At 74.5% G+C, this 20037-nt stretch carries 25 protein-coding genes; 14 read left to right on the top strand and 11 right to left on the bottom strand.

Annotated elements, in window-relative coordinates:
* Positions 1-112: 112 nt before the first annotated feature.
* The 5 genes from M3677_RS01695 to M3677_RS01675 are packed head-to-tail and all read left to right on the top strand — an operon-like array spanning position 113 to position 5655.
* The gene (locus M3677_RS01695) at positions 113-889 is read left to right on the top strand and encodes an aspartate/glutamate racemase family protein (protein ID WP_209684985.1); all 777 of its coding nucleotides are present in this window, start codon (positions 113-115) and stop codon (positions 887-889) included.
* A complete protein-coding gene (gene allB / locus M3677_RS01690; RefSeq protein ID WP_209684986.1) occupies positions 886-2292 on the top strand; it encodes an allantoinase AllB in 1407 nt (468 codons plus the stop codon). The genes M3677_RS01695 and allB overlap by 4 nt, the downstream gene beginning before the upstream one ends.
* Positions 2289-3530, top strand: a complete 1242-nt coding sequence (locus M3677_RS01685) for an alanine--glyoxylate aminotransferase family protein (protein WP_245172185.1) — start codon at positions 2289-2291, stop codon at positions 3528-3530. The genes allB and M3677_RS01685 overlap by 4 nt, the downstream gene beginning before the upstream one ends.
* Positions 3527-4828, top strand: a complete 1302-nt coding sequence (locus M3677_RS01680) for an allantoate amidohydrolase (RefSeq protein ID WP_209684987.1) — start codon at positions 3527-3529, stop codon at positions 4826-4828. The genes M3677_RS01685 and M3677_RS01680 overlap by 4 nt, the downstream gene beginning before the upstream one ends.
* Positions 4825-5655 (top strand): MurR/RpiR family transcriptional regulator, encoded by an 831-nt coding sequence (locus M3677_RS01675; RefSeq protein ID WP_066655435.1) that lies wholly within the window; start codon positions 4825-4827, stop codon positions 5653-5655. The genes M3677_RS01680 and M3677_RS01675 overlap by 4 nt, the downstream gene beginning before the upstream one ends.
* Here M3677_RS01675 and M3677_RS01670 read toward each other — a convergent pair.
* On the bottom strand, positions 5622-6116 hold the full coding sequence (locus tag M3677_RS01670) for an SRPBCC family protein (RefSeq protein ID WP_251159622.1): 495 nt from the start codon (positions 6114-6116) through the stop codon (positions 5622-5624). The genes M3677_RS01675 and M3677_RS01670 overlap by 34 nt on opposite strands.
* The gene (locus M3677_RS01665) at positions 6113-6685 is read right to left on the bottom strand and encodes a GNAT family N-acetyltransferase (protein WP_209684988.1); all 573 of its coding nucleotides are present in this window, start codon (positions 6683-6685) and stop codon (positions 6113-6115) included. Before M3677_RS01665 ends, M3677_RS01670 begins: the two co-directional genes overlap by 4 nt.
* Positions 6686-6730: 45 nt before the next feature.
* On the opposite strand from M3677_RS01665, the gene M3677_RS01660 reads away from it, so the two are divergent.
* From M3677_RS01660 to epsC, 3 genes are all read left to right on the top strand, one after another.
* The gene (locus tag M3677_RS01660; RefSeq protein WP_251159621.1) at positions 6731-7765 is read left to right on the top strand and encodes a dipeptidase; all 1035 of its coding nucleotides are present in this window, start codon (positions 6731-6733) and stop codon (positions 7763-7765) included.
* 172 nt (positions 7766-7937) lie between these two features.
* The gene (gene cysK / locus M3677_RS01655) at positions 7938-8876 is read left to right on the top strand and encodes a cysteine synthase A (protein WP_209684990.1); all 939 of its coding nucleotides are present in this window, start codon (positions 7938-7940) and stop codon (positions 8874-8876) included.
* The gene (gene epsC / locus M3677_RS01650) at positions 8873-9457 is read left to right on the top strand and encodes a serine O-acetyltransferase EpsC (RefSeq protein WP_235426355.1); all 585 of its coding nucleotides are present in this window, start codon (positions 8873-8875) and stop codon (positions 9455-9457) included. The genes cysK and epsC overlap by 4 nt, the downstream gene beginning before the upstream one ends.
* A gap of 111 nt (positions 9458-9568) precedes the next feature.
* Here epsC and M3677_RS01645 read toward each other — a convergent pair whose 3' ends face one another.
* Complete coding sequence (locus M3677_RS01645) at positions 9569-9868, bottom strand: excalibur calcium-binding domain-containing protein (protein ID WP_251159620.1); 300 nt, start codon at positions 9866-9868, stop codon at positions 9569-9571.
* 131 nt (positions 9869-9999) lie between these two features.
* Here M3677_RS01645 and M3677_RS01640 point away from each other — a divergent pair, with 131 nt between their 5' ends.
* Positions 10000-10482, top strand: coding sequence for an MmcQ/YjbR family DNA-binding protein (locus tag M3677_RS01640; protein ID WP_251159619.1), 483 nt, complete (start codon positions 10000-10002; stop codon positions 10480-10482).
* Here the strand turns inward: M3677_RS01640 and M3677_RS01635 are convergent.
* Positions 10384-11019 (bottom strand): MOSC domain-containing protein, encoded by a 636-nt coding sequence (locus M3677_RS01635; protein WP_251159618.1) that lies wholly within the window; start codon positions 11017-11019, stop codon positions 10384-10386. The two genes, M3677_RS01640 and M3677_RS01635, sit on opposite strands and share 99 nt — an antisense overlap.
* Positions 11020-11117: 98 nt before the next feature.
* Between M3677_RS01635 and M3677_RS01630 the strand changes: the two genes are divergently transcribed.
* The 3 genes from M3677_RS01630 to M3677_RS01620 are packed head-to-tail and all read left to right on the top strand — an operon-like array spanning position 11118 to position 12642.
* The gene (locus tag M3677_RS01630) at positions 11118-11672 is read left to right on the top strand and encodes an RNA polymerase sigma factor (RefSeq protein WP_066655417.1); all 555 of its coding nucleotides are present in this window, start codon (positions 11118-11120) and stop codon (positions 11670-11672) included.
* Complete coding sequence (locus M3677_RS01625; RefSeq protein ID WP_251159617.1) at positions 11663-12337, top strand: Asp23/Gls24 family envelope stress response protein; 675 nt, start codon at positions 11663-11665, stop codon at positions 12335-12337. The genes M3677_RS01630 and M3677_RS01625 overlap by 10 nt, the downstream gene beginning before the upstream one ends.
* Positions 12334-12642 carry a hypothetical protein gene (locus M3677_RS01620; protein ID WP_251159616.1) on the top strand — a complete coding sequence of 103 codons (309 nt, stop codon included), beginning with the start codon at positions 12334-12336 and terminating at the stop codon, positions 12640-12642. The genes M3677_RS01625 and M3677_RS01620 overlap by 4 nt, the downstream gene beginning before the upstream one ends.
* Positions 12643-12769: 127 nt before the next feature.
* Here the strand turns inward: M3677_RS01620 and M3677_RS01615 are convergent, their stop codons facing one another.
* From M3677_RS01615 to M3677_RS01585, 7 genes are all read right to left on the bottom strand, one after another.
* Positions 12770-13651 carry a hypothetical protein gene (locus M3677_RS01615; RefSeq protein ID WP_066655409.1) on the bottom strand — a complete coding sequence of 294 codons (882 nt, stop codon included), beginning with the start codon at positions 13649-13651 and terminating at the stop codon, positions 12770-12772.
* Positions 13652-13946: 295 nt separating this feature from the next.
* Positions 13947-14408, bottom strand: a complete 462-nt coding sequence (locus M3677_RS01610; RefSeq protein WP_251159615.1) for a MarR family winged helix-turn-helix transcriptional regulator — start codon at positions 14406-14408, stop codon at positions 13947-13949.
* Between the two features lie 166 nt (positions 14409-14574).
* A complete protein-coding gene (locus M3677_RS01605) occupies positions 14575-15237 on the bottom strand; it encodes a GntR family transcriptional regulator (RefSeq protein WP_081985319.1) in 663 nt (220 codons plus the stop codon).
* 107 nt (positions 15238-15344) lie between these two features.
* On the bottom strand, positions 15345-15776 hold the full coding sequence (locus tag M3677_RS01600; RefSeq protein ID WP_066655400.1) for a DUF1810 domain-containing protein: 432 nt from the start codon (positions 15774-15776) through the stop codon (positions 15345-15347).
* Positions 15773-16561 carry a DUF2071 domain-containing protein gene (locus M3677_RS01595; RefSeq protein WP_251159614.1) on the bottom strand — a complete coding sequence of 263 codons (789 nt, stop codon included), beginning with the start codon at positions 16559-16561 and terminating at the stop codon, positions 15773-15775. Before M3677_RS01595 ends, M3677_RS01600 begins: the two co-directional genes overlap by 4 nt.
* A 5-nt stretch (positions 16562-16566) precedes the next feature.
* Positions 16567-16965: a hypothetical protein gene (locus tag M3677_RS01590; protein ID WP_066655395.1), complete on the bottom strand. Its 399-nt coding sequence runs from the start codon at positions 16963-16965 to the stop codon at positions 16567-16569.
* Between the two features lie 45 nt (positions 16966-17010).
* The gene (locus M3677_RS01585) at positions 17011-18297 is read right to left on the bottom strand and encodes a phosphopantothenate--cysteine ligase family flavoprotein (RefSeq protein ID WP_251159655.1); all 1287 of its coding nucleotides are present in this window, start codon (positions 18295-18297) and stop codon (positions 17011-17013) included.
* Between the two features lie 65 nt (positions 18298-18362).
* Here M3677_RS01585 and M3677_RS01580 point away from each other — a divergent pair, with 65 nt between their 5' ends.
* Positions 18363-19151 carry an NRDE family protein gene (locus M3677_RS01580; RefSeq protein ID WP_251159613.1) on the top strand — a complete coding sequence of 263 codons (789 nt, stop codon included), beginning with the start codon at positions 18363-18365 and terminating at the stop codon, positions 19149-19151.
* A gap of 87 nt (positions 19152-19238) precedes the next feature.
* Positions 19239-20006, top strand: coding sequence for an SGNH/GDSL hydrolase family protein (locus M3677_RS01575; protein ID WP_251159612.1), 768 nt, complete (start codon positions 19239-19241; stop codon positions 20004-20006).
* Positions 20007-20037: the final 31 nt, after the last annotated feature.

Below are 20037 nucleotides of genomic sequence, written 5' to 3'. Positions count from 1 at the left end.
CACACCCCTGCACCGACCCCGGCCGGGAGGCGCGACACGCCTCCCGGCCGGACCGTCGCCGCCCGGGTCCACCACCTCCTCCTCGTCCCCACCCCCGCCTGAGAGGCTCCGCTTGCGCATCCGCGTCGTCAACCCCAACACCACCCCGTCGATGACGGCCTCGATCGGCCGCGCCGCGGCCGCGGTCGCCGGACCCGGCACCGTCGTCGAGGCGGTGACGCCCACCACCGGACCCGCCTCGATCGAGAGTCACTACGAGGAGGCCCTGGCGGTCCCCGGGCTCCTGGAGCAGATCGCGCTCGGCGAGCAGGAGGGTGTCGACGCGTACGTCGTCGCGTGCTTCGGCGACCCGGGTCTCGACGCCGCGCGCGAGCTGGCCGCCGGGCCGGTGCTCGGGATCGCCGAGGCCGGCTTCCACGCCGCTGCGATGCTGGGGCGCCGGTTCGGGGTCGTCACGACGCTGGCGCGCACGACCGGACGGGCGTGGGAGCTCGCGGAGCGCTACGGGTTCGCGTCCCGGGTGACCGAGGTCCGTGCGTGCGAGGTGCCGGTGCTGCAGCTCGACGATCCGACGTCGGGCGCCCGGGAGCTCGTCGTCGAGGAGTGCCGCGCCGTGCTCGCCGGCGGCGCCGATGCGGTGGTGCTCGGCTGCGCGGGCATGGCGGCGTTCTGTGCCGAGGTCTCGCACGAGATCGGTGCGCCGGTGGTCGACGGGGTGGCTGCGGCGACGGTGCTCGCGGAGTCGCTCGTCCGGCTCGGGCTGCGCACGGGCAAGACCGGCGAGTACGCGCCTCCGCCACCGAAGCCGGTGACCGGGCTCCTGTCCGGGTTCACGCTGCAGAGGTCCGACGTCTCCGCGCCGATCGTGCTCGCGGGGGCCTCGGCATGAGCGCCGCGGTGGGCGCCGACCTGGTGCTCCGCGCTCGGCGGGCGTGGGTCGACGGCGTCCTCCGCCCGGCCGCGGTGGTGGTCCGCGACGGCGTGGTCGACGCGGTCCTGCCGTTCGGTGCCGCGGTCGCGGCCTCGCTCGACCGCACCGTGCCCGACGAGCACGTGCTCCTGCCCGGGCTCGTCGACACGCACGTGCACGTCAACGAACCCGGTCGCACCGAATGGGAGGGCTTCGCCTCGGCCACGCGGGCGGCGGCCCTCGGCGGCGTGACCACGATCATCGACATGCCGCTCAACTCGATCCCGGCAACCGTGGACGTCGACGCCCTCGCGGTGAAGCGGGCGAGCGCCGCGGGCCGGGTCGCGGTGGACGTCGGGTTCTGGGGCGGCGCGGTCCCCGCGAACGCCGGAGCACGCGGTCCGCTGCACGACGCCGGGGTCTTCGGCTTCAAGTGCTTCACCGCGCCGAGCGGTGTGGACGAGTTCCCGCACCTCGACCCGGTACAGCTCCGAGCAGCGATCGAGGAGGTCGCCGAGCTCGACGCCCTGCTCATCGTGCACGCCGAGGACCCGGACCACCTCGTGCCGCACGAGACGCTCGGCGGACGGTACGCCGACTTCCTCGCCACCCGTCCGGGCCGCGCCGAGCAGTCCGCGGTCGCGCGGGTCCTCGACGGCGCGCGGTCGACGGGTGCCCGCGTGCACGTGCTGCACCTGTCCGACGCCGGGGTCCTCCCGATGATCCGCGCCGCGAAGGCCGACGGGGTCCGGGTGACCGTCGAGACGTGTCCGCACTACCTGGCGTTCGAGGCCGGGTCGATCCCGGACGGCGCGACCGAGTTCAAGTGCTGCCCGCCGATCCGCGACGACGCGAACCGCGACGCGCTCTGGGCGGGGCTGCTCGACGGCACGATCGACTGCGTCGTGTCGGACCACTCGCCGTCCACAGCCGACCTGAAGACCGACGACTGGGGGTCGGCGTGGGGCGGCATCGCCGGACTCCAGGTGGGCTTCCGGGCGGTCTGGACCGAGGCCGTGCGCCGGGGGCTCCCGCTCGAGGCCGTCCTGCCCTGGTTCACGACCGGCCCCGCGGCGATCGTCGGCTTCCACGACCGCGGTCGGATCGCGCCGGGTGCGGTCGCGCACCTCGCCGTCCTCGACCCGGCGGTCGAGGGCGTCGTCGAGGTGTCGGCCCTGGCCCACCGCAACCCGGTGTCCGCGTACGCCGGCCTGCACACGCTCGGGGTCGTCACCGAGACCTGGCTCCGCGGGCGGCTCGTGGCGACGGCCGGCCTCGGGGTCACCGCCGTCGAGGGGGTCCTGCTCGACCGCCCCGCGGCGCCGCAACACGCACGAAACGGACGTTTCGCTACGCTCGTTCCCGGAACGGAGGCATCATGACGCAGCCAGTCAACCCACCCGCCCGACTCCTGATGGGACCGGGGCCGATCGACGCCGACCCCCGCGTGCTCCGCGCGCTGTCGACCCCGCTCGTCGGGCAGTACGACCCGTGGATGACGACGACGATGACCGCGACGCAGGAGCTCTACCGCGAGGTCTTCGGGACACGGAACGACGCCACCGTGCTCGTCGACGGCACGTCCCGCGCGGGCATCGAAGCGGCCCTGGTGTCACTGCTCGCCCCGGGGGACCGGGTGCTCGTGCCGGTCTTCGGACGCTTCGGGCACCTGCTCGCCGAGATCGCGACCCGTGCCGGCGCCGAGGTGCACACCATCGAGACCGAGTGGGGGCAGGTCTTCCCGCCGTCCGTGATCGAGGACGCGGTGCGCCGGGTCCGACCGAAGGTCCTGGCGATCGTGCAGGGCGACACCTCGACGACGATGAACCAGCCGCTCGACGAGCTCGGGGCGATCTGTGACCGGCACGGCGCCCTCCTCTACACCGACGCGACGGCGAGCATCGGCGGCAACCCGCTCGAGACCGACGCTTGGGGCATCGACGTCGTGAGCGCCGGCCTGCAGAAGTGCCTGGGCGGCCCCTCCGGCAGTGCACCGATCACCCTGTCGCCGCGTGCCGTGGCGGTGCTCGACGGCCGCCGCAGCATCGAGGCCGGCATCCGCGAGGCCGACGACGTCGTGTCCGACGACCCGATCCGCTCGAACTACCTCGACCTCGCGATGATCCTCGACTACTGGGGCCCGCGGCGCCTCAACCACCACACCGAGGCCGCGTCGATGCTCTACGCCGCGAACGAGTGCGCCCGCATCCTGCTCGAGGAGGGGCGGGACGCCGTGGTCGAGCGCCACGCGATCGCCGGTCGCGCGATGCTCGCCGGGGTCGAGGCGCTCGGACTGCAGGTGTTCGGTGACGTCGCGCACAAGATGCACAACGTGGTCGCCGTGGAGATCCCGGACGGCGTCGTCGGCGACGAGGTACGGGGCGCGATGCTCGAGGACCACGGCATCGAGATCGGGACCTCGTTCGGGCCGCTGCACGGACGGGTCTGGCGCATCGGCACGATGGGCTACAACGCCCGCAAGGACACCGTCGTGCGCACGCTGGCCGCCCTCGAACACTGCCTGCGCCGGGCCGGGCACGCCGTCCCGCATGGCGCCGGGGTCGACGCCGCGCTCGACGTCCACGCCGGCCGCGTCGCGCCGGTCGGGGCAGCCCTGTGACGACGACGACCGGACCCGCGACGGCCGAGGTCCCCGCGGCGCCGACCGCGAGCGCCCGGGCGATCGCCGACGCCGCGACGATCGTCCGGTGGTGCGACGCGCTCGCCGGGATCTCGCAGGACGACGGACGCACCACCCGCGTCTACCTGTCGCCAGAGCACGCCCGGGTGAACGCCGTGGTCGCGGAGTGGATGCGCGACGCCGGACTCCGCACCTGGCAGGACGCCGCGGGCAACCTGCACGGCATCGTCGACGGTGCGACGCCGGACGCACCCGTGCTGCTGCTCGGCTCACACCTCGACACCGTGGTGGACGCCGGCCGGTACGACGGAGTGGTCGGCGTGCTCATGGCGATCCGCACGGTGGCGCGGCTCACGGCCTCCGGCCCGCTGCCCTTCGCGCTGCAGGTGATCGCGTTCTCCGACGAGGAAGGGACGCGCTTCGGCAAGGCACTGTTGGGCTCGTCGGCCGTGGCGGGGGTCTGGGACGACGCGTGGTGGGACCTCGAGGACGGCGACGGTGTCACGCTCCGCCGGGCCTTCACCGACTTCGGGCTCGATCCGGAACGCGTCGGCGAGGCGGCACTGCCCCCGGAGCGGCTCGTCGGCTACCTCGAGGCGCACATCGAGCAGGGCCCCCACCTCGAGCAGGCGGGGCAGGCGCTCGGTGTCGTCACGAGCATCGCGAGCGCCCGGCGGTTCACCGTCGAGGCCGTCGGCGAGGCACGGCACGCCGGCGGCACCCCGTACGAGCGGCGTCACGACGCGCTGCTCGCCGCGGCCGAGGCGGCGCTCGCCGTCGAGCGGATCTGTCGCGCCGAGCAGCACGTCGGCACCGTCGGCACGATGTCCGTCGAGCCCGGGGCGGTCAACGTCGTCCCCGGCCTGGCCCGGTTCAGCGTCGACCTGCGGGGGGAGTTCGACGAGGGACGTGACCGCGTCTGGGAGTCGATCACGGCGGTCTTCGACGAGATCGGAGCCCGTCGTGGCGTGACCGTGTCGCCGACCGAGGTGCACCGTGCCCCGGCGGTGTTCTGTGCCCCGGTGTTGATGGACGCCGTCCGTGCGGGGATCGCCGCGACCGGGGAGGCCACACCAGCGGAGCTCTTCTCGCGCGCCGGGCACGACGCGATGTCCCTCGGGCTGGTCACCGACGTCGCGATGCTGTTCCTGCGCAACCCCGACGGCATCAGCCACCACCCGGACGAGTTCGTCTCCGAGGACGACGTCGCGCTCGGCCTCGACGCGCTGGCCGTCGCCGTCGAGCGCATCGCCGACGACCGTGCGGAGACCCGGTGAGCGCCGCGCCCGACGTCCGTGCCCGGGTGGACGCCGTCTGGGACCGCCTGTCGCCCGCGGAACGCCGGGTCGCCGCGATGGTCCGGCACGATCCGGAGCTGCTGCTCGTCGGCACCTCCGCCGAGCTCGCGGCCGAGTCGGGCACGTCGAAGGCCACCGTCTCGCGGCTCGTCCGGTCCCTGGGGTTCCAGGACGCCGCCGAGGTCCGCCAGGAGCTCATGTCCGCGCGGGGGAGCGGCCTGCCGTGGGCCGCCGAGGACGCCGCGCACGTCGACCAGCGGGCCGTCGAGGCACGCAACCTCGACGCCGCGTTCGCCTCGCTCGCCCGGGCCGACCGCGTCCGGCTCGCCCGCCGGATCGTCCGTGCCCGGCGGGTGCTCGTCTTCGGGGAACGCGGCGCGCACCCCGTCGCCATGCAGCTCCGGTCGCAGCTGGCCCAGGTGCGACCGGACGTCCGGATCGGTCCGGCACCGGGGCAGCGCCTGGGCGAGGAGGTCGCCGACCTCGACCGCCGCGACCTCGTCGTGCTCGTCACGGTCAGGCGGCACGCGGCGGGTGCCGAACGGCTCGTGCGGCACTGCGTCGCGACCGGCGCCGACGTGGTCGTGCTCGGCGACCCGACCGCAGCCGTGATCGCGGCGCCCGCGGCGACCGCAGTGCTCTGCCCGGTGGACTCGCCGTCGGCGTTCGACTCGATGGCGGCGCTCTTCGCGGTCGTCGCGGCGATCGCGAACGACGTGTACGAAGCCTCCGGGCCGGCAGGGCGTGCCCGGGTCGACGCCGTGGCGGCGGCCTACGACGCGCTCGGGGAGCTCGCCCCCCGCTGACCGTCCCCGTCCCGCTCGAGCTCGTCGCGCAGCGATGCGCCGCGCGCGGCGATCAACCGCGGCAGGTAGCGGGCGAGCGCTACCCGCTCGGCCAGCCAGCCGAGCGGGCCGAGGGGCGCCCGGAAGACGACCTCGTCGACCATCCGCGTCCCGTCGGCCGACGGCTCGAACCGGTGCTCGTGCCGGAACCGGGCGAACGGACCACGCACCTGCTCGTCGACGAAGCGACCCGGAGCCTCCAGGGCGGTGACCCTGCTCGTCATCGACCAGACGATCCCGAAGTGCCGCGCGCGCCACGTGACGCTCTCGCCGAGCCCGATCGTGCCGGACGTCGTCCCGGCCACGGCGCGTTCGTCGGTGTCGGCCATCGAGCGTTCGTGCGCGCCGATGTCGAGCGACAGCGCGAAGACGCGCTCCACCGGAGCGGCGATCTCGGTGACCACCCGGAAGGCGACGGTCACGCGTCCGGCCAGACCTGCGGCACCGTGCGGTCGTCGTCGCGCAGCACCGCGGCGAGCAGCTGGTCGTTGCGGGCGCCCCGGTGCACGACGGCCGATCGGGACCGACCCTCGAAGCGCATGCCGATCCGCCGGGCCGTCGCGGACGACGCGGCGTTCGTCCCGAGTGCGCGCCACTGCACCCGCACCAGGCCGAGCCCGTCCGGCGGTGCGGCGAACGCCCACGCCAGCACACGATCGGCGGCCTCGGCCATCAGGCCCTGCCCGCGGCCGTCGGGGTGCAGCGCCCAGCCGATCTCGCCGGCGCCGTCCACGAAGCCGAAGACGCCGACGGTACCGAGCAGCCGGGGGTCCTCCGCACGGCGGATCCCGAAGTCGTACCGGGTGTCGTCACGCCACCCGACCTCGACCAGGTCGAGCCACTGACGGGCCTCGGCGTGCCCGTACGGCACGGGGACCGGGGTGAACGCGATGACGTCCGGGTCGTTCGCGTACGCGATGACGGCCTCCGCGTCGGCGGGACCCGGCGCGGAGAGCACGAGCCGGTCGGTCCGGAGCGTCACGGGGAGCACACCGCGAGCCTAGCGACGGCGCGACCACGCGGTAGCGTCGGCGACATGACGTTCGACACCCTCGCCTTCCCGGTCATCGACGGACACAACGACCTCCCGTGGGAGCGCCGCGAGTCGCACGACTCCGGCGTCGAGGGCATCGACCGCGGACAGGGCACGCTGCACACCGACCTGCCGAAGCTCCGGGCCGGCGGGGTCGTGGGCCAGTTCTGGTCGGTGTTCGTGCCGTCGGACGACCCGGACCCGGTGCGCACCACCCTGCAGCAGATCGACACCGCGCACCGGATCATCGCGCGGTACCCCGACGACCTGACCTGCGTCCGCACCGCTGCCGAACTGCGCACCGCCGTCGACGCCGGACGGATCGCGTCGCTGCTCGGCGCCGAGGGCGGGCACTCCATCGGCGACGACCTCGCGGTGCTCCGGTCCTTCGCCCGGCTCGGCGTCCGCTACATGACGCTGACGCACAACGACGACACGACCTGGGCCGACTCGGCCACCGGCGCCCGGGCACACGGCGGCCTGACCGACCGCGGACGCGAGGTCGTCGCCGAGATGGAGCGGATCGGCATGCTCGTCGACCTGTCGCACACCGCGCCGGCGACGATGCGGGACACCCTCGACGTCGCGACGCAGCCGGTCGTCTTCAGCCACTCGTCCACCGTCGCCGTCGACGACCACCCGCGGAACGTGCCCGACGACGTGCTCGCCCGGCTCGCCGACAACGGGGGCGTCGTGATGATCACCTTCGTGCCGAAGTTCGTGTCCCGCGCGTGGGCCGACTGGGAGGAAGCGGGGTCCGAGGGGGAACCGCCGCTCGTCACGGTGGCGGACGTCGCCGACCACGTCGACCACGCCCGTGAGGTCGCGGGCGCGGCCCACCTGGGCCTCGGTGGCGACTACGACGGCACGCCCGTGCTGCCGCCGGACCTGCGGGACGTGTCGCGGTACCCGGTGCTCGCGGAGGAGCTGCGGCGACGCGGCTGGGGTGACGACGACCTGCGGGCGCTCGCCGGGGGGAACGTGCTGCGGGTCCTCGAAGCGACGGACGAGCGGTTCGCGCGGAGCGCGCTGCGCTGAGCCGCGCGGGCGCGGGCGCGGTGGGGCAGGGGTGGCCGGGAGGCGCGGTGTGCGCCCGCCGTGTCAAGGGGCGTCATCGACAGGGGAACACCGGGCGCCGTCGCTAGGATCGCGAGCGGACCGCAGCGCCGCCACCGACGGCGTGAGAACTCGACCCGGAGGACGACAACGGATGACCGGCACCATCTACGACAACATCTCGCAGGCGTTCGGCAACACCCCGCTCGTCCGGCTCAACCGCCTGCCGAAGGCCGACGGCGCCGAGGTCCTCGCGAAGCTCGAGTTCTACAACCCGGGCTCGAGCGTCAAGGACCGCCTCGGTGTCGCGATCATCGACGCGGCCGAGGAGTCCGGCGAGCTGCGCCCCGGCGGCACCGTCGTCGAGGGCTCGTCCGGCAACACCGGCATCGCCCTGGCGCTGGTCGGCGCCGCCCGCGGCTACCGCGTCGTCATCACGATGCCCGAGACGATGAGCGTCGAGCGGCGTGCCCTGATCCGTGCCTTCGGCGCCGAGATCGTCCTGACCCCGGGTTCCGAGGGCATGAAGGGCGCCGTGGCGCGCGCGGGCCAGATCGTCGACGAGACCCCCGGCGCGATCCTGGCCCACCAGTTCGAGACGGCCGCGAACGCCGCCATCCACCGCAGGACCACGGCGGAGGAGATCCTCCGCGACACCGAGGGCCACGTCGACGTCTTCGTCGCCGGTGTCGGGACCGGCGGGACGATCACGGGTGTCGGTCAGGTGCTCAAGGAGCGCGTGCCGGGCGTGCAGATCGTCGCCGTCGAGCCGAAGGACTCCCCGCTGCTGACCGAGGGCAAGGCGGGGCCGCACAAGATCCAGGGGATCGGCGCCAACTTCGTCCCCGAGGTCCTCGACCGTGAGGTCATCGACGAGGTGTTCGACGTCGAGCTCGACGACGCACTCCGGCTCGCCCGCGCGCTCGGGACCGAGGAGGGCATCCTGGCCGGCATCTCGTCGGGCGCGATCATCCACGCCGCCGTCGAGATCGCCGCCCGTCCGGAGAACGCCGGCAAGCGCGTGGTCGCGATCGTGTGCGACACCGGCGAACGCTACCTGTCCACGCCGCTGTTCGAGGGGCTCACTGCGTGACGCGTGCCGTCCGACGCGGCGTGCTGTGGCGGGTCCGCGAGGACCTCGCTGCGGCACGCCGCGGTGACCCCGCTGCCCGGGGTGACCTGGAGAACGCGGTGGTCTACTCGGGGCTGCACGCGATCTGGACCTACCGGTTCACGCACCGGCTGTGGCTCGCGCGTGGTCTCCCTGGATCCCGGTTCGCGGCCCGGGTGGTCGCGCAGGTCGCTCGATCGATCACGGGCATCGAGATCCACCCCGGCGCCCGCATCGGCCGGCGCTTCTTCATCGACCACGGCCTCGGCGTCGTGATCGGGGAGACGGCGGTCATCGGTGACGACGTGCTGGTGTTCCACGGCGTCACGCTCGGCGGGCGCGGGGGCGAGCACGGTCCGGGGCGGCGGCGGCACCCGACCGTGGGTGACCGCGTGGTGCTCGGTGCCGGGTCGTCGCTGATCGGCGCGATCACGATCGGCGCGGACTCCGTGGTCGGTGCGAACACGGTCGTGACGAAGGACGTCCCCGCGGGCTCCGTCGTCACCGGCGTCGCCGGTACGGCCCGGCCGAGGTCGGGGCACGAGGGCGTCCCGACGCTCTGACCGCGGGCGGCCGCGGGCGGCCGCGGGCGGCGGCGAGTGCCGGGCGATCGAGCGCCCCGGTCGACCGAGCGATCCGTCGCCGGGCTGGCCGGACGCTCGGTCCGTCGGACGTCAGCTCTTCTCGCAGGCGATCCCGTCGCCGTCGCGGTCCATCTTCTTGTTGGCCCCGTAGAGCGCGTCGTCCTTCTTGACGGTGCCCTTGAGTGCGCGGTAGGTGGTCTTCCCACCGGAGGTCACCCGGTTCTTCGTCACGGACTTCTTCGCGATGCCGCCGGAGTACACCTTGTGGACGGCGGTGCAGTTCGCGTAGGTCTTCGGCGCGGCGGAGGCGGTGGTCGCGCCGCCGAGCACGACGGACGCGGCGAAAGCGGTGGTGACGGCGGCGACGCCGAGGCTGTGGATGATGCGCACGGGTTCTTCCCCTGGGACGGGTCGTGACCGCTCGCGCGGCCGCCGCGTCGGGTGCACGGCGGACCGAGCGTACCCGAGCATGACTCGTTCCTTGATCCCCCCGAACGAGGCGTGTGCGGCATGCTGGTGCGATGGACGGCACAGTACTGCACGAGGTGACCTTCCGGACGGCACTGGCCCTGCCCGCGGTCGAGGAGACGCAGCCCTTCGGCGAGCAGTCCGTCGTCCACAAGGTGGTCGGCCGGATGTTCGTGCTCGCCACGACGTTGCGCGGGGTGCCCATCGTCAACCTGAAGTGCGCGCCGCCGCACGGGGCGGCACTCGTCCGCGACCACGCCGAGATCAGCCCGGGGTGGCACATGGACAAGCGTCACTGGATCACGCTGTCACCGGGAGACGGTCTCGACGAGACCATGGTCGAGGACCTCGTGGCGAACTCGTACGACCTGGTCGTCGCCGGTCTCCCGCGGAACCGGCGCCCCCTCGACCCGGCAGCGCGCCGTCGGGCGGAAGGGTCAGACCCGGCCGCGCGCGAGGACCTTCGCGAGGTCACGGAGGACCGTCGGAGCGAGTCGGTCGCCGGAGTCCAGCACCGCGCGGGCCCGCTCGGCTGACGGGCCGGCCGAGATCTCGCCGATCGTGACGCCGTGCTCCGGGCGGTGTGTGACGACCACCGGGTCGCCGGCTGCCACCGGTCCGCTGTGCAGGACCCGGAGGTACGCACCCGGCCGGTTCTCCGCGGCGAACCGCTTCACCCAGCCGGGGATCCCCATCCGGCGGGCGAAGGTCCCGCACGGCACCCGTGGGATGGTCACCTCGAGTTCGAGCGTCTCGCCGATGCGCCACCGCTCGCCCGTGACGGCACCCGTGACGTCGACCCCGCTCGTGCGGAGATTCTCGCCGAACAGCCCGGGTGGGACGTCGCGCCCCAGGGCCTCGGCGAAGTACGCGGCGTCCTCGTCGGCGTAGGCGTACACCGCCTGGTCCTCGCCGCCGTGGTGCTTGCGGTCCGCCTGCACGTCGGCGTGGAGCCCGAGCGGGCGGACACGGACGGGCCCCACGACCGGGCGCTTGTCGATGGCGGTGATGCCGATCGTGCCGGAGTCGCGGAGCAGCTGGTCGACGCGGCAGACGGCGGTGACGTGGCTCATGCCCACATCCTGGCGCACCGGGGTCACGGAGCCGAGCCCACCGTCGTGCGCGGCCACCCGCCCAGACTTCCTCCACCACTGACCGGTAGAAGGGTGGTGTGCCCTACCAGCCCCTCGCCGACCTCGACGACGCCGTCCTCGCGGGCCGCTCGTCCGACGGCGACGTCCGGGCGTTCGAGGTCCTGATCCGGCGGTACACACCCCTGCTCCGGGCCTACGCCCGGCGGACCCTCGGATCGACCGACGAGCTCGACGACGTCGTGCAGGAGACCTTCATCACCGCGTGGAACCGGCTCGACGCGCTCGACGACGGCGCCAAGGTCAAGTCGTGGCTCATGCGGATCCTCAGTCGCAAGTGCATCGACCGCATCCGGGCGCGGCGCGAGCACCTCGACGTCACCGAGCTCGAGGTCGCGGCACCGCGGGACGACGCTCCCGAGCGGGTCGCCGAGGCCCGGTCCCGCGAGGAGGCGGTCGAGACCGCCCTCGCCGAGCTCCCCGAGGCGCAGCGACGGTGCTGGGTGATGAAGGAGATGCTCGAGTACCGCTACGAGGACATCGCCGAGGAGCTCGACCTGCCGGTGTCGACCGTGCGTGGCCTGCTCTCGCGTGCGAGGAAGAACATGATCCGTCTCATGGAGGCATGGCGATGACCGGACCCGACCGCACGCGCCCCGACGACGTACCGCTCGACGCGCTCGAACCCGAGGACCTCGACGGCCACACCATCGACGAGCTCGCGGACTACCTGGACGCCGGGATGCAACCGGCCGACCCGAGCATCGACGACTCCGCGGCGTGCCAGAACGCGCTCGCCGCACTCGTCCGGCTCCGACAGTCGTCCCTCGGCTCGCTCGACACCGCCGCTGAGCAGGAGGCACCCGCGGACGAGTCGTGGATCGGCGGTGTCCTGGCGAACATCTCGCTCGAGGCCCGCGCCGGTCGCGACGTCCCGCTGCGCCCGTCCGTCCCGACCGAGCGTCCCGTGATGACCGAGGGAGCCATCCGGTCCCTGGTCCGGACCGCCGGGGACGTCGTCCCCGGTGTCGTGATCGCCCGCTGCGCGCTGCAGGGCGACGTCACGCTGCTCGATGCACCCGTCCGGGTCCTGGTCGAGCTGGCGATCCGGTCGGGGGCACCGATCCACGCCACCGCCGAGCACGTCCGCCAGGCCGTCGCCGAGATCCTCGCCGAGCAGACCGACCTCCGTGTCGAGGCGGTCGACGTGCACGTCCGTGACCTCCTGCCCCCGCTCCCGCCCGCGCACGACGGGGACCAGGCAGCGCCCGGAGCGACCGACGAGGAGGGCCTCGCATGAGCATCGACGACGAGACGGCCGCGGCGATCGAGGCCGCGGTCCTCGCGGCGCCCGGCGTCGCCGACCTGTACCGCGCGCGGCCGACCCTCGGCAGCGCGGTCGAGTCCGCCCGGCGGCTCGCCTCGCGTGCGCCGGTGTCCCGGGTGGTGCTCGACGACGACGTCCTCCGCGTCGTCATCGGCACCGACGGATCGGCTCCCGCGCGGGCTGCGGCGCGTGCGGCGCACGACGCTGCGCTCCGCGTCGCGGGCGAGCGCGGGCTCGCGCTCGGCCGCGTGGACGTGCGCATCGCGCGCGTCGGCTGACCGGACGGGCTCGCTCGCACGGCGGCAGGGTGACGACGACGGACCACGGGACGGACGGGAGGCACGGCGCCCGCCGGCACCGTGCCTCCCGTCCGTCATCCGGTGACGCCCGTCACCCGCTCGCGGCTCAGTAGAAGTTGTTCGCCTGCGAGTGGGCCCACGCGGCACAGGGCGTGCCGTAGGCGGCGCTGATGTACCGCAGCCCCCAGGTGATCTGGGTGGTGGCGTTGGTCTGCCAGTCGGCCGCGACCGTGGCCATCTTCGAGCCGGGGAGCGCCTGCGGGATGCCCGTCGCGCCACCGTTCGGGTTGACGGCCCGGTAGTTCCAGCCGGACTCCTTGGTCCACAGGTTGTCGAGGCACTGGAACTGCGCGGAGCCCCAGCCGTACTGCGACGACGCCATCGAGGACGCCGTGGCCTTGGCGCCGGCGACGGTGTTCGCAGCGGCGAGGCGCTCGGCTGCTGCCGCGGCCTCCGCTGCCGCACGCTCGGCTGCGGCCTTCGCCTCGGCGTCGGCCTTCGCCTGCGCTGCTGCCGCTGCCGCCGCGTCGGCGTCCGCCTTGTCCTGGGACGCGCTCTCGTCGGCGACCTGCGTCGTGGCGTCGACGGTCGAGGCGATGCGGGTGGTGATCGCGGAGCCGGACATGCCGCGGTAGTCCGACAGGGCTGCGACCTGGCGTTCGAGGGCGCGCGTGTCGGTCTTGTCGTTCGCGTCGGCGAGCACCGTTCGGGCGGTCGCGATGGTCGCGGCGGCCTGGGCGCGGTCGAGGTCCGCGCCGTGCAGCGCGGGGGTGGCCGAGGCGCTCGCGGAGGGGACGCCGATGGCCTCGCCGATGGCCGGCTGTGTGCCGACGGTGGCGAGTCCGCCGACGAGGGCGACGGCGGCAACGCCCCCGACGACGAGGGCGGAGCGACTGCGGAGCGCACGGCGGACACGGCGGCTCGGGGAGTCGAGCGCCTGGCGTCGGGTGGTCGCGGTGAAGGGGGCTTCGGGGGTGGTTCGCGTCATCGGTTCCGGTGGTCGGCCGGCTGGAGGGCGACTCCCGGGCACGCCGGATCGGGCACGCGGGTGTGGGGGAGCGTGCACGACCGTCGGGACGGCCGTCGTGGGGGAGCCGCGAGCCGGGGGAGGACCGGACGGTGGTGTGGGGCCCGTCCGTCCGCCGCTGGGCGACCGGGTGGCCGCCTGCTCGGGCGAAGCCGTCACGATGACGTGTCAGCCTGGACAGCCCGTCCGGAAGTCCTGGCAGAACCGTCCGTCCACCCCTTGGTAACGGTTCGGTAACGGTGCTGACGCCGCCGGATCAGCGCCCGGAGGTGTGTGCTTCCTGGGAGCGCTCGCCCTGGCCGATCCGTTCGAGGGCGGCGAGGGCGGCGGCGATGGAGTCGACGTCGTCGTCGGGCAGGTCCGCGATGAGCCCGGCGACGATGCCGGTGCGGTCGGAGCGGGCCCGTTCGACGGCAGCGACGCCAGCGGGGGTGGCCGACACCATGAACGCCCGGCCGTCCCGCGGGTCGGCCTCGCGTTCGATGAAGCCGCGCTGCTCGAGCTCGGTGAGGATGCGCGTCATCGTGGGCTTCGTGACGACCTCGATCCGCGACAGGTCGCCGGGGCGCAGGGGTCCCTCGGCCTGGATCGTCGCGAGTGCGGAGACGAGCCCGTAGCCCAGCGCGGCCGAGTCGGTGCGCGCGCGGCGGTTGATGCGTCCGACGGCGGCGGCGAGGCGCGCGGCGATCTCGGTGCGGTCCGGCTGGCGGTGGCTCATGCGGTGCTCCCGGGTCGTCGGGTCGAGGCTGTTCGAGCGGGTCGGAGCGATGCTACCGGTCCCCACGGGCGTGTGACCGAGTGCCGTGCGGGGTGCTGACGCCGCGTGCGTGAACGCCCGTCCCGAGGTCCGGGACGGGCGTTCCTGTACGACGTGACAGGTGCGCTCAGCTGGAGCGGTGCCGCTTCTCGCCCGGGAGCAGGTGGATCGCCTCGGTCGCGAGCTCGGCGGCGATGTTGTCACCGCTCTCGGTCGCGTCGCGCAGCCGGCGGAAGTCCGCGGTCAGCTGGTCCCAGTCGATGAGCTCGTCGAGGTTCGGCAGGCGCAGGCGGAACGCGAGACCGTCCGTCGTGTCGCGGCACACCCGCTGCAGGTTCTCGTTGCCGCAGGCGTCGACGTACAGCCCGAAGACCGAGAGCGCGTCGTGGTTGACGGCGGGGACGTCGTGCGCGTCGAGCTCGGTGATCGTGCGGTCGAGCTGCGCCAGGATCTTCTTCCGCGTCGGTGCCGTGAGCCGGGGGACGGCCAGCCGGACGACCCCGCCGAACAGCACGCCGAGGGTCTGCATCGCCTCGACCACCTCCTCGGCCTTCGGGGTGGTGACCCGGGTGTACCGGTTCGGTGCCATCTCGATGAGACCGGCGCGGGCGAGCTGGCTGAGGGCCTCGCGGATCGGGGTGCGGGAGACGCCGAGCCAGGCGATGAGCTCGTCGTCGTTGAGGCGTTCACCGGGCTCGAGCGTGCCGTCCATGATCGCGGCGTGGATCTTGTGGCGGACGGTGTCGCGGAGCAGCTGGTGCTCGGTGGGGGCGCTGCTGGGGACCGGCATGCGGGTGTCCTCGTTCTCGGTGGACGGTCGGGAGCGCCGGACCGGTCGGTGTCGACGCCTGATCACCGTACCTGATATGTGAACGGTCGTCCGTCGGCCGCCGTGCCTCAGGTGGCGTCGAGCAGCCGGACCGTCACCGGGTCCTCGGTCCCGTCGAACCACCGGTCCAGCAGGGCACGGAACGGAGCCGGGTCCTCGGCGGCCCTGGCGAACAGGGTCGCCGACGACCGCGCCTTCAGCGCGTCGATCCCACCGAACAGGTCGTCCGCGCTCCGGGCCGGTGCGTCGACGACGGTGCGGGCAGCCTCGAGCAGGCGCGGACCGAGCACGGGGTGCGCCAGGAACGCCCGCGCCTCGGCGAGCCCCTCGATCGCGTACCGCTGCGCCGTCGCACTGCGCCCGAGGCCGGCGAGCTGCGGGAACACGAACCACATCCAGTGCGACCGCTTCCGGCCGGCCGCCAGCTCAGCGAGTGCCTGCTCGTGGACGCCCTCCTGCGCACGCACGAACCGGTCGAGGTCGAACGGGTCGTCGCTCACCGGACCACCTCGCCCCACGCGTAGCGCACGGTCGTCGCGTCCACGACGAGCAGTGAGTCGGGGTCGCGGTCGAGGAGCCCGGGCAGCCCGACGGCGTCCGGCAGGTCGCCCTCGAGCCGCTCGAGTCGGGCGCTGCGGACGGTCAGCGGCGCGTGCTGCCGCTGCCAGAAGAGCGTCTGCGCCAGGTGCCGCGCGTGGATGCCGGCGCGCGTGGTGAGCGCGGCGGCGAGCGGCGTGTCCACGACGTCGCCCGCGGTGACCCGGACGAGGACGTCGTGCCGCGGGCGGGGTCGCGGCGGGCGTGCGTTCCCCGCGTGCACGAGCGCCCGCGCCCAGCGGACCGGGTGCGTCGCCCGGGCCGGGCGCCGGACCGACCGGTGGTCGAGGGTGTCCCCGCGACGCGTCGCCCGGACGTGGGAGAACGTGTACGGCACGCCGAGCAGCGTGTTCGCGGCGACGATGGCGGGGACGTGGCCGGTGTCGACCGTGCGGTAGACGATGCCGTGGCGACCCCTGGTGTCGACGGTCGGGATCTCGATCGTGACCTCGGTCATCGAACCGAGTCGTCGTGAGGGCGGGAACGGCGGGAGGGCCGTCTCGCGGAACACGTAGGCGGTCAGACCCACCCACGCGCTGCCGTCGACCACGTCGGGCCGGGTGCCGCGTGGCACGAGCCGGGCGAGCGAGGCCGGGTCCCGCCGCCAGTGCGCGAACACGATGTCCTCCCACGCGTGCACGGCGACGGGCCGGTGCACGAGCGGGACCGCCGCCCGCTGTCGGACCAAGTCGGTCACCGTCGTGGCGCGTGTCGTCCGACGCGCACGGCCCAGGCCACGAGCGGCGCCTGCAGCGGGAGCCGCGCGACGCCGACCAGCCGTGCGGCGCGCCCTGCGCGTGGGCTGTCGAGGAGGTCGGCGGCCATCTTGACGTTCGCGGGGAAGACCGCCAGGAACAGTGCCGCCGCCGCCCAGCCGGACGCGCGACGGGTGGCCGGCACGGCGAGTCCGGCGGCGATGCCGAGCTCGGCCACGCCGGAGGCGACCGTGGTCAGGCGCGGGGGGAGGCCCTCCGGCACGATCCGGTCGTAGCCCCGCGGGCGCAGGAAGTGGGTGACGCCGGCTCCGCCGAGGAGCACGGCGAGCATGGTGGCGGTCCGGGTGGCACGTCGGGCGCGCTCGCGTCGTCGCATGCGCCCATCGTGCACGCCCTCGCCCGAGCGGGTGTCGGGCGTCGCTCAGGTCAGGGCGGTCGCGACGAGGTCGAGCACCGCCGTGGCGACGTCCGCCTTGCTGCCGGAGGTCTCCCGGACGACGTCGCCGCCGGGCACGAGCACCTCGATCGCGTTCTCCTCGCGTTCGAAGCCCGCGTCCCACCCGACGTGGTTCACGACGAGCAGGTCGGCCGGCTTCCGGGCGATCTTGGCGCGTCCGAGGGCGATCCGGGCCTCGCGGTCGGGCTCGGTCTCCGCCGCGAACCCGACGATGACCTGACCCGTGCGGCGTGCTCGGACGAGGTCGGCCAGCACGTCGGGGTTGCGGACGAGCTCGAGGGTCATGGTGTCGCCCTGGTCGTCCTTCTTCAGCTTGTCGGGGCGGACCTCGGCCGGTCGGTAGTCCGCGACCGCGGCGGTCATCACCACCACGTCGGCGTCGACCGCCGCGGCGTGCACCGCGTCGGCGAGTTCCTCGGCGGACCCGACGGGCACCACGGTCGCACCGAGCTCCGCGGTGAGCCCGGCGTCCACGTTCGCGGCGACGAGCGTCACGGTCGCGCCGCGTCGGACGGCGTCCGCGGCGATCGCCACGCCCTGGCGTCCGCTCGACCGGTTGCCGACGAAGCGCACCGGGTCGAACGGCTCGCGCGTCCCTCCGGCGCTCACGACGACACGCACCCCGGCGAGGTCGCCCTGGTCGCCCCGCGCCCCCGTCCCCGACCCCGCTGCGGCACCGGCCGGGAGGCCCGCGCCGCCCTGGTCCCGTCGGCCCGCCTCGGTCGGTCGGTCGAGCACCGCCAGCGCCGCGGCCGCGATGTCCTCGGGTTCCGCCATCCGGCCGATCCCGGCGTCGTCACCCGTCAGCGCGCCGACCACCGGCCCGACGAAGTGCACCCCGCGGTCGCGCAGGGTCCGGACGTTCGCCCGGGTCGCGGGGTGCTCCCACATCTGCGGGTGCATCGCGGGGGCGACGACCACGGGCGCCTCGGTCGCGAGCAGCGTCGTCCCGAGCAGGTCCCCGGCGAGTCCGTGGGCCATCCGCGCCAGGGAGTCGGCGGTCGCGGGCGCGACGACGACCAGGTCCGCCCGGCGTCCGAGCGCCACGTGCCGCACCTCGGCCACGTCGTCCCAGACGCTCGTCGTGACCGGGTTCCGGCTCAGCGCCTCGAGCGTCGGCAGTCCGACGAAGCGGAGTGCACCCTCGGTCGGGACGACGTGCACGTCGTGGCCGCGCTTGACGAGGTCGCGGACGACCCCCACGGCCTTGTAGGCGGCGATGCCCCCGGTGATCCCGACGACGACGGACAGACGGCGACCTGCTGCAGCATCCACGTCGGTCACGCTACCCGGACGGCCGTGCGAGGATCGAGCCCATGTGCACCGTCGTCGTCCGCGTCGACCCCGGCGCCGCGTGGCCCGTCACCGTGCTGGCGCTCCGTGACGAGTCGCCCGACCGTCCCTGGGACCCGCCCGCCGCCTGGTGGCCCGAGCTCGACCCCGCCGTCCGGGGTGTGCGCGACCGGTCGGCCGGCGGAGCGTGGCTCGCCGCGTCCGACGCCGCGGGGCTCGCCGTCGTGCTGAACCGTGTCGAACCGGTGCCGAGCGACGACGGCACCTGGACCACCCGCGGCGTGCTGCCGCTCGACGCGCTGACCGGCGCGGCGCCGGGCGCGGGCGGCTCGCTCCCGACCACGCGTGCGTTCAACCTGGTACGGGCCACGGCCGAGGGCGCCGCCGTCGACACCTGGGACGGCAGGGCGGTGCGGACGACCCTGCTCGAGGCCGGCGTGCACATGGTGACCCACGGAGCCCCGGACGACCCCGCCGCGCCGCGGGTCGGCCGGTGGCTCGAGGCCTTCCGCGCGGCCCCGGCGCCGGCCGGACCGCCGGCGCTCGGCCCGTTCGACGAACTCCGCACCGCCGACCTCGGCGACGACGCGGGCGACGGCTGGAGCGGCTGGTTCGGCGTGCTCGCCGACTCCGCGGCCCTGCCCCCGGACCACCCGGACGCGATCCTGCGCGACGCGGTCGAGCCGGACGGCCACGTCGCGACGCTGTCCGTCGTCGCCGCCGCGGTCGGGCCCGGTCGGACGGTGCTGCAGCACGCGCGGCTCGCCCACCCGGGACGCCTCGACGGCTCGGTGGAGCTGCACCGGGCGTGATCGTCCCGCCCGGACGTCCCCGATGCTGTGAGGAGCAGCAGCGCACCGGCCGGTCCCGCCGTGGTCCGGCGGCGTACGGTCCCCGTCGTGACCCCGACCACACGGCCGTCCCCGCGCACCGTCGCGGGCATCGGTGACCCTGCTCCGCGGCGCCGTCCCCGCGGTCGAGCCGTCCTCGCGACGACGCTCGCCGCCCTCACCGCGCTCGCCCTCGTCGGCTGCAGCGAGGACTCCTCGGTGGCCGCGGCCTCCTCGCCGAGCCCGACCGGCCGCGCCTGGGACCACGCCCCGGGGGAGCGGATCGTCGTCATCGGCGACTCGGTGAGCGGCGGCCACGGCCTGACGCCGGAGCAGGCCTGGCCCGCGCTCCTCGCCCGGACCGAACGGTGGCAGCTGACGAACCTGTCCTGCGACGGGGCCGGCGTCGTCGCCGCGGGGGACCCGGACGCGTGCGCCAGTGCCTACCCGGGGCTCGTCAAGCGTGCGGTCGACCTGCGCCCCCGGGTCGTCTTCGTGCAGGCGAGCTCGAACGACCTGGGCGAGGACGACGCACAGGTGACGAGCGCCACCGACCAGCTCGTGGCCCTCGTCCACCGCGACCTGCCCGGAGCCCGGGTGGTGGGGCTGAGCGCCGTGTGGAACGAGCAGGCCCCGCCGGCGCAGCTGGCGACGATCTCGCACGCCCTGCAGCGGGCGACCCGGCGCGACGGCGGCACCTACGTCGACGTCGGGCAGCCGCTGTCCGGTCACCCGGAGTGGATGCAGTCCGACGACGTGCACCCGACCGCCCGTGGACAGCGTGCCCTCGAGGCGGGGGTGATCGACGCGTTCGCTCGCGACCACCTGCGGTTCTGACGCCGACGGGGCGCGGTCGGGTCGTGCCTCC

It is taken from the genome of Curtobacterium sp. P97 (assembly GCF_023712445.1).
In the GTDB taxonomy this organism is placed as follows: domain Bacteria; phylum Actinomycetota; class Actinomycetes; order Actinomycetales; family Microbacteriaceae; genus Curtobacterium.
The sequence above is the reverse complement of the archived record's forward strand: the minus strand, read 5'-3'. Positions and strand labels throughout refer to the sequence as shown.

What these genes read in the sequence shown, in the direction of transcription:
- M3677_RS01635 (WP_251159618.1), bottom strand. Translation starts at nt 11,019, where the DNA reads ATGAGCCACGTCACCGCCGTCTGCCGCGTCGACCAGCTGCTCCGCGAC.
- M3677_RS01685 (WP_245172185.1), top strand. Translation starts at nt 2,289, where the DNA reads ATGACGCAGCCAGTCAACCCACCCGCCCGACTCCTGATGGGACCGGGG.
- M3677_RS01660 (WP_251159621.1), top strand. Translation starts at nt 6,731, where the DNA reads ATGACGTTCGACACCCTCGCCTTCCCGGTCATCGACGGACACAACGAC.
- M3677_RS01640 (WP_251159619.1), top strand. Translation starts at nt 10,000, where the DNA reads ATGGACGGCACAGTACTGCACGAGGTGACCTTCCGGACGGCACTGGCC.
- M3677_RS01610 (WP_251159615.1), bottom strand. Translation starts at nt 14,408, where the DNA reads ATGAGCCACCGCCAGCCGGACCGCACCGAGATCGCCGCGCGCCTCGCC.
- M3677_RS01590 (WP_066655395.1), bottom strand. Translation starts at nt 16,965, where the DNA reads ATGCGACGACGCGAGCGCGCCCGACGTGCCACCCGGACCGCCACCATG.
- M3677_RS01620 (WP_251159616.1), top strand. Translation starts at nt 12,334, where the DNA reads ATGAGCATCGACGACGAGACGGCCGCGGCGATCGAGGCCGCGGTCCTC.
- M3677_RS01605 (WP_081985319.1), bottom strand. Translation starts at nt 15,237, where the DNA reads ATGCCGGTCCCCAGCAGCGCCCCCACCGAGCACCAGCTGCTCCGCGAC.
- allB (WP_209684986.1), top strand. Translation starts at nt 886, where the DNA reads ATGAGCGCCGCGGTGGGCGCCGACCTGGTGCTCCGCGCTCGGCGGGCG.
- cysK (WP_209684990.1), top strand. Translation starts at nt 7,938, where the DNA reads ATGACCGGCACCATCTACGACAACATCTCGCAGGCGTTCGGCAACACC.
- M3677_RS01615 (WP_066655409.1), bottom strand. Translation starts at nt 13,651, where the DNA reads ATGACGCGAACCACCCCCGAAGCCCCCTTCACCGCGACCACCCGACGC.
- M3677_RS01580 (WP_251159613.1), top strand. Translation starts at nt 18,363, where the DNA reads ATGTGCACCGTCGTCGTCCGCGTCGACCCCGGCGCCGCGTGGCCCGTC.
- M3677_RS01625 (WP_251159617.1), top strand. Translation starts at nt 11,663, where the DNA reads ATGGCGATGACCGGACCCGACCGCACGCGCCCCGACGACGTACCGCTC.